This is a genomic window from Curtobacterium sp. 22159, assembly GCF_052045775.1.
Classification (GTDB): Bacteria; Actinomycetota; Actinomycetes; order Actinomycetales; family Microbacteriaceae; genus Curtobacterium.
The window spans coordinates 1,751-8,635 of sequence record NZ_JBQEPN010000021.1 but is presented as its reverse complement, the minus strand read 5'-3'; the positions used below and the strand labels follow the sequence as shown (position 1 = coordinate 8,635).

General features: G+C 70.2%; 5 protein-coding genes. 3 read left to right on the top strand and 2 right to left on the bottom strand.

What is annotated here, in order from left to right; genetic code table 11:
- The coding region (locus ACTJKO_RS17400) for a DUF7507 domain-containing protein (protein ID WP_440690626.1) at positions 1-2,208 on the bottom strand (2,208 nt) is incomplete at its 3' end.
- A 550-nt stretch (positions 2,209-2,758) separates the two neighbouring features.
- On the opposite strand from ACTJKO_RS17400, the gene ACTJKO_RS17395 reads away from it, so the two are divergent.
- Together ACTJKO_RS17395 and ACTJKO_RS17390 are read left to right on the top strand one after the other, a co-directional pair.
- On the top strand, positions 2,759-4,270 hold the full coding sequence (locus ACTJKO_RS17395) for a LuxR C-terminal-related transcriptional regulator (RefSeq protein WP_440690624.1): 1,512 nt from the start codon (positions 2,759-2,761) through the stop codon (positions 4,268-4,270).
- A gap of 325 nt (positions 4,271-4,595) precedes the next feature.
- Positions 4,596-5,066 carry a hypothetical protein gene (locus ACTJKO_RS17390; RefSeq protein ID WP_440690622.1) on the top strand — a complete coding sequence of 157 codons (471 nt, stop codon included), beginning with the start codon at positions 4,596-4,598 and terminating at the stop codon, positions 5,064-5,066.
- A 52-nt stretch (positions 5,067-5,118) separates the two neighbouring features.
- Here the strand turns inward: ACTJKO_RS17390 and ACTJKO_RS17385 are convergent, their stop codons facing one another.
- Positions 5,119-6,033 (bottom strand): LysR family transcriptional regulator, encoded by a 915-nt coding sequence (locus ACTJKO_RS17385; RefSeq protein ID WP_440690620.1) that lies wholly within the window; start codon positions 6,031-6,033, stop codon positions 5,119-5,121.
- 106 nt (positions 6,034-6,139) lie between these two features.
- Between ACTJKO_RS17385 and ACTJKO_RS17380 the strand changes: the two genes are divergently transcribed.
- Positions 6,140-6,826 (top strand): type 1 glutamine amidotransferase domain-containing protein, encoded by a 687-nt coding sequence (locus ACTJKO_RS17380; RefSeq protein ID WP_440690618.1) that lies wholly within the window; start codon positions 6,140-6,142, stop codon positions 6,824-6,826.
- Positions 6,827-6,885: the final 59 nt, after the last annotated feature.

Sequence of the window (6,885 nt, the reverse complement as noted above, 5' to 3'; positions counted from 1 at the left end):
GGTGTTGGTCACCAGGAACGAGTACGTGATGGTCTGCCCGGCTTCGGCTGCCTCCGCGTCGGAGCTCTTCACGATCTTCAGACCGGGCGCACGGTCGATCGGAACGTTCGAGTTCGACGGGGTCGACACGATCGGTTCGCCGGACGGCGGGGTACCACCGGCGGTCGCGCTGTTGGTCAACGAATCGGCGTTGTCCACGTCGGCCTGGGTGACGGTGTACTCGGCCGTGCAGGTCTCCGCTTCGCCGACCGCGAGGGTCGTGTCAGGGCAGGTGATCTCACCGAGCTCACCGGTGCCGGAGAAGTCGGTGTCGTTCACGACGACGTCACGCATCGTGACGTTGCCGGTGTTGGTCACCAGGAACGAGTACGTGATCTTCTGCCCGGCCTTGGTGATCTTGTCCGTGTCAGCGGTCTTCGTGATCGTGATGGCCGGCTGCGGGGGGACGGGGATCGTGACCTCCGACGGCGGCGTGGTCACGGGCGGGGTGTTGCCCCCGGGCGGGTTGCCCGTCGCGGTCGCGGAGTTCGTCACCGAACCGGAGTCGACGTCCGCGGCGGTCAGCGTGTAGGTGGCGTCACAGACCATGTCCGCGCCAGCGGCGAGGGAAGTCGCCGGGCACTCGATGGCCGAGATGTCACCGGTACCGGTGAAGTCACCCTCGTTGACGGTGATGTCGTCCATCGGCAGGTTGCCGGTGTTCGTCACGGTGAAGTGGTAGGTGATGACCTGGCCGGGTCGGAAACTCTCCGGACCTGACGGGTCAGCCGACTTCACGACCGTCAGGCCCGGACGGGCGGTCGCTGCCGGGGTGCTCGTCGACGACGGCGGGGAGGTCACCGTCGCGCCGGTGGGCGAGGTGCCCGTGGCAGTGGCGGTGTTGTCCACCGACCCGGACGCGGCGTCAGCGGCGGTGATCGTGTACGGGTCGTCAGCGGCGCAGGTGGTCGAAGCCTCCGGCGCGAGCGTCGCTGCCTCACACGTGACGGCGCCGACCTTCGGGTCATTGACCGCGACCGCGCTCACGGGCACGTCACCGCTGTTGGTGACGGTGAACGTGTACTGGATCGTGTCGCCAGCGTCGGTGATTGTGTCGCCGTTCGCGTCGACCGGCGTCCCGGCGCGCTTGACCAGCGTCAACGCCGGCGACTCGAACGTGACCGTCGTGTCAGCGGGCGGGTTCAGGCCGTTCGTGGTCACGTTGTCAGGCCCGTTCGTGTAGCTGCCGGCCGTGTTCGCGGTCACCGGGACGGTGATCGTGCACGATGCCTGCCCGGCATTGAGCGTTCCGTTGGTGATCGCGAGCGAGGTCGCCCCGGCGGGAGCGGCGGTGGTCGCCTGGCAGGTGCCCCCGACGGCGCCGCCGGTCGCGGTCAGCCCGCTCGGCAGAGCATCGGTGAAGCTCCATCCGGCCTTGGAACCGAGCTCGCTGGTGTTCGTCACCGTGAACGTCAGAGTCGACGTCCCCCCGGTCGGAACGACCGCCGGGCTGAAGGACTTGTCCAGCTGCGGGGTGACGTCGAGGATGCGGATGTTGTCGATTGCGCTGTCGTTGCCGCCACCGGAACCGTTGTTGTTGATCATCCGAACGCCCACGGAGTTGCCCGAGAACAGCACGGCACCGTTCGAGGTGTAGGTGCCGACGTTCACTGCAGTGTCCGGGAACTGCCCGATGCCGGGAGCGGTCACGATCTGAGGGGACGAGCACGCGTCAAGTTGCGAGCCTGCGTTGGTTGCGGTGCCGGCACTGTTGAGCAGCTGGAACTGCAGCAGCGGGTGAGACGCAACGGCACAGTTGATCGCTGCGACATCGACGCTGAAGGCGATGAACCGGTTGCTCGCAGTGAACGGCACGTTCGTCGCGGTCTGGAACTGCACAAGACCCGCGCCAGGATTGTTCGACGTGTACGCGCTCAGGGCGATGTTGTTCGCGGACGCCGCGGTCGACTGTCCGCGGTAGATGCCGAGCGACTGCGCGAGCTGCTGCACGCGGTTCCAGTTCGCCTGGCTCGCATTTTCGCCCGGTGCTTGACGGCAGATCTGCTCCGCGGTCGCGTCCGTCGTGGAAGCTGCGGCGGATGCCAAGATGCCGTTGCAGTAATCGAGCCAGGGTGCATCGGCGGTGTACTTCTGCCCACTCGCCCCGGTGTACTGCGTCAGCGTTCTCACTGGAGTCGGCGTGGTGTTCTGGAAGTCTTCGCTGTACACGATGGTTCCCGCCGACGGCGTCCCCGGGTTACCGGGAGCCGCTTGCGCAGGAGCCGCGGGTCCGGCAAGCAGCGCCGTCGCTGCGAGGGTGGACACCGTCAACGCGAGCGCGCCGACACCGGCCACGACCTGCAACGGCCGCGACCGCAGCGAGAACACCCCCCGCCGCTGAGTCGTCCGTGTGGAGCGGCGCTGCGCTCCCGGCCAGTGCAGGTTCACTCTGATCCCCTTGATCGATCCGACAACCGCGACATGGCGGCGCGCTCCGGTCGCGAGCGCTTCTCCGGTCATCAAAACCTGAGAACAAGCTTGGAACCAGGGGTCGCAGGGTCTTTCCACCCCGAACGAACGGATTTCCACCCCCGACAGGTCGAGCTCTGTGCCTCGAGCAGATGGATCAGACTTGTTCTGCCTCCTTCAGCACCCGTCTTCCACACCGGCTCGTGCGATCGCCCCCTCGACCAGGGGACAAACGCGATGGCAACGTCGACAACAACTGTCGCGCCCTGGCACCCTGTGTGGGTGATGTGTGCGGCTGTCGGAGTGCCCGGTGAACTCAGCTGACCTCCCGGCCGCGGTGATCCAACTCGCCCAGGCCGAGGGCGCCGACGCAGCGGCCGCGCTCGTCGAGGATCACTGGGACGTCGTCGCAGCGACCGCGCCGCACCACCTGCTGGCGGCGGTGAAGGCGCTGCCCGGGGAGGCCTTCATGCGCAATCCCGGGCTGTTCGTCGCCGCGAACCACCTCGAGCACGTCGTCGCCGGCGGGAACCCGGGACGCGTGCACCCGGCGCTGGAGCATCCGCCGATCCCGAGGCCCGGCCAGTCGATGCTCGAGCAACTGATCCAGCTCGCCGCGGACTCCGCTGCCGCGCGGACCCGGGACGACCCCGAGGAAGCGGCCCGGATCGCCGAGGACGCACTCGACCGCGTCAGTACCGCCCCGATCGATGCGGTCGCCGGACTCGAGAAGTCGATGGCACACCTGCGGTTGCAGTGGGCCCGCTCCCTCGACGCCGCCGCATCCCCTCGCGCCGCCGTGGAGTACGAGCGGGTGTTCGACCTGGCGCGCGCCACGGAACAGCCCTACGTCGCCCGCCGTGCCGCCGCCGGCGCTGCGTGGATCCACGCCGAACGCGGTCGGACCGACCTCGCACGGACATGGGTGCAACGCGCTCACGACGAAGGTGTCACCGAAGACCGGTACGACGCGGCGCTGTTCGTCACCGAAGCGCTCATGCACACCGACCGCGACGAGCTCACGGAAGCCGCCGCGCTCCTCGACCGAGCCGAGCAGGTCGGGCTCGGCGAGTACTGGGCGCCCGCGATGTTCGTGCGGTCCCTGCACGCCCACAACATCGCCGACGCGGCGATCACCGAGTCCCGCTTGGAGCTGCACCTGCAGCGGCACCCGGTGCTCGGTTCCACCGGGGTCGACGGCCGTCTCGCGCGCGCCGCACGGGTGCGCGTGCAGCTCCTCCGCGGCAAGTTCGCCGCGGCGATCGACGCCAGCATCGACCTGTCGTCTTCGGACAGGGTGATCGCGGCCGCGATCGCGCAGGTCCAACGCCGCCACCGCGCTGCGCTGGACCTCAGCGAGTCCGTCACGCACGACGGGGTCGAGCCGCGCCTCCAGTCCAACGCCCTCCTGATCCACGCCGCCGCCGCGAACGCACTCGGGTACACGGACACCGCCACACACGCGTTCCTCCGCGCGGACGCCCTCATCCAGCATGCGGGCATGCACACCAGTTACGAAGCGATCACCCCGTCGGAACTCGACCAGCTCGTGCAGCTCGCCGGTACGGAGGCGCGGACGGCCACGCGGATCGGGCCAGCCCGCCGGGACCTCCCGCAGCTGACGAAGCGGGAGAACGACGTCCTCGCCCTCCTCACCACGGAACTGACCGCCGCCGAGATCGCCTCGACGCTGTTCATCAGCCCCAACACGATGAAGAGCACCACGCGGCTGCTCTACCGGAAACTGCAGGTGAGCTCCCGCGCCCAAGCCGTCGACTTCGCTCGCCGAGCAGGATTCCCGAGCAACCGGACGCCGCAGTAGCGCGAATCCACCCTCCTTCACGGGATCTCCACCCCGACGGCGGCCGGCTCGGCGTGGCTCGAGTCATACCGTGGACTGCGGAGGGCCTGATCCCCTTCCCGCCGGCGCCCGACCCGCTCGTCCCTGAGCCGGGCAGCGAACGGGCGCCGGCAGCTCCAGGGGCGGAACGAACCACATGGGGGGCGCTCCGCCCCTGTTCGTCCCCGGCGCTGCGGCCCGACCGACTCGCGATCGCGGAAGCAACCCCCAGAACGGGAATCCGACTTCGCGGCCCGCGTGTGTACGTTCACGAGTCAGGCACCTTCCCCCGGCCGAAGGCAGGACCATGATCAACGCGCTCAACGTCGCGCTCCGGAGCGAGCTCGAACTGCTGACCGCTGTCGGGGACCAGCTCGACGCCCTGCGACTCGAGGTGGACCACGGGGCGTCGGAGCGGGCGGACGCACTCGCCGCCACACTGGGCCCGCTCCTCGACGATCTCCGGCTGTCCACGTTGCACCGCGATGTCCTCGCCGACGCGGTCGCGACCGAATGGGGAACCAGCGACAGCGAGCTCCTGACCCTCGCCAGCCAGGCGGCGACGCCGGTGTGGGGCGAGATCCTCACGCTCCACATCTGCGGCATGCACGAAGCGGCGCTCCGGATACGAGGTGCTCGCGGGTGGATCCTGGCCCAGTCCCCGGGTCCGAGCCGCGCCGTCCTCGTCGCGCGGTGGCCCCGCTCGACCGATCCGGACGCCTACCTGACCGCCGCGGGCGACGGACCGAGCGCGACCTTCCCACGCCGCTCGGTGTAGTCGTCGACGGTGACGGTGGGGAACGGGTGGACGCGCCCGTTCCCCATCGGGATCAGAACGCGTCCCACCCAGCTGCCTGGTCGCGGAGCCGCCGCATCACGCGCAGTGTCGGCTCGTCCGGGACCCGTCCTGCGGGCACGGCCAGCCAGAGCGTGTTGATCGGGCCGACCTCTGCCTCGTGGACGAGCACGACGGACCCGGCCGCGAGCGCCGGTTCTGCGAGGTACCGAGGGAGCGCGGTGACACCAGCCCCCGCCACCACCGCCGCCAGCAGCCCGCGGAGGTCGGGGAGGACGACGCTGACCCGGTTGTCGGGCCGCTCGTCGAACTGGCTCCGCCAGTACCGTCGCACGATCGACCGCTGTTCGTCGTAGACCACGAGGGGCAGGTGGCGGAGGGCGGCCCGCGGGTCCCGCGCGAGGAGCTCGGCGTCCACCGAAGCGGCCACGGACGGCGCCCCGACGAGGACGAACTCCTCGTCGATCAGACCGCGGCCTTCGATGCGGGACGACTCCGGACGGATCGAGGACACCACGACGTCCAGGTCGTCGGCGACGAGGCGTTCGAGGAGGTCCTGGGCGAGGCCGACGGTGAACCGCAGGGACAGTCCGTCGGCTGCCAGCGGCGCGAGCGCGGGGATCAGCCGTGCAGCGACCACGTCACTCGCGCCGCCGATCCGGACGGTCCCGGTCGCTCCCGACGAGGGCGGGTCGCTCCAGACGCTGCGCAGTGCCTCGACCGGGCCCAGGACGCGTGCAGCGAGGGCGTCGGCATCCGGCGTCGGCACCGCGCCCGTGCGGGACCGCGTGAAGAGGGCGCGCCCGAGCTGTCGTTCGAGCTGCTGGATCCGTTCGCTCACCGTGGGCTGGCTGATGCCGAGCCGGTGCGCCGCCGCGGACATCGAGCCGCTCCGGTGGACCTCGGCGAACGTCGCGAGCAGGTCGAGGTCGAGCCGGGTTCGTTCCATCGGTTTCTCGATACCTCCATTGACGACAAGGGGAAGGATTCCGATCGTAGCGGCGCTGGACCCGGCAGCGGTACGGACGGTACCGACCACCACACAGGAGGAACACATGGCGAAGGTACTCATGGTCGCGACGGCCGCCGACCACATCACCCTGTCGGTCGGAGCAGCGCACCCCACCGGGTTCTGGGCGGAGGAACTCGTCGTGCTGCACCGCGTGCTCACCGCGGCCGGCCACCAGGTCGAGCTCGCGACGCCGAACGGGGCCCGCCCGCCCGTCGACCCGGCCAGCCTCGACCTCGGCACCCCCGAAGGGATCGCCCTCCGCGACGAACTCGACGCGATCGACGCGTGGCTGGCGTCCCCGACCCCGCTCGCGGAGGTCCGCGACGGAGACCACGACGCGATCGTGCTGCCGGGCGGACACGGCCCGATGACGGACCTCGCGGACGACCCCGACCTCGGGCGACTCCTCGTCGCGGCGCTCGATCGGGACCTCGTGATCGGAGCGCTCTGCCACGGACCGGCCGGCCTGCTGAGCGCCCGGCGCCCCGACGGCGGGTTCGCGTTCGCGGGACGACGGATCGCCGCGTTCACCGACGCGGAGGAACTCGCCGGAGGACTCGGCGACCGTTCGCCCTACCTGCTCGCCTCGACGCTCTCCGGACTCGGCGCCGACGTGCACATCGGCGCGGAGTGGAGCAGCGCGGTCGTCGTCGACGGCCGCCTCGTCACGGGGCAGAACCCGCAGTCGAGCACGGCCACGGCGGAGGCTCTCGTCACGGCGCTGGGCTGACCGACGCCGAGGAGCTCGGGCTCACCACGGAACGGACTGGAGGCGCGGTGCCAGCTGGC

Excerpts from the sequence above, each read along its gene's own strand:
- ACTJKO_RS17385 (WP_440690620.1), bottom strand. The coding sequence starts at position 6,033 with ATGGAACGAACCCGGCTCGACCTCGACCTGCTCGCGACGTTCGCCGAG.
- ACTJKO_RS17380 (WP_440690618.1), top strand. The coding sequence starts at position 6,140 with ATGGCGAAGGTACTCATGGTCGCGACGGCCGCCGACCACATCACCCTG.
- ACTJKO_RS17390 (WP_440690622.1), top strand. The coding sequence starts at position 4,596 with ATGATCAACGCGCTCAACGTCGCGCTCCGGAGCGAGCTCGAACTGCTG.